1 pseudogene is annotated in these 429 nt (G+C 62.7%); it reads left to right on the top strand.

Annotated features, from left to right (window positions below):
- Positions 1 to 383: pseudogene (locus D7V97_RS45600) on the top strand (hypothetical protein); the annotation flags it as partial.
- Positions 384 to 429 lie beyond the last annotated feature (46 nt).

Raw genomic sequence — 429 nt, 5'->3', positions numbered from 1 at the left:
CTTGCGAAAAGAAGCGCAAGAAGAAACGCGCCGAGGCGCGGGAAGAGCGGGCGCGGCTGAAGGCCAAGGAAGCAAAAAAGGCCGAGCGCAAGGCGCAGAAGGAAGCCGAGAAACGGGCTAAAACCAGGAAGTCCGCGGCTAAACCCGACGTCAAAGCGAAAGCGGCTACAACGGCCAAGCCGAAGGTCGAGACGAAGGCCAGGCGTGTTGCAAAGAGTCCGGCCAGCACCCCGGCGAAGACCGCTGCAAAGCGCCCGGTCGGGACCCGTGCAAATATTCCCGCCGACACAACGATCACGGCTTCGCCCGCGCTGGAGGCGACGGCGCCCGAGATGAACGGCATCCACATCGATGTCTTGCCCAACGGCCACGCATCGGCCTGAGCGACCCTCAATACATGCGTAGTATCGCGGCTGCCCTGCAATAAGC

It is taken from the genome of Corallococcus sp. CA053C, assembly GCF_003611675.1.
Taxonomy (GTDB): Bacteria; Myxococcota; Myxococcia; order Myxococcales; family Myxococcaceae; genus Corallococcus.
This window is presented reverse-complemented; position numbering and strand designations above follow the sequence as displayed.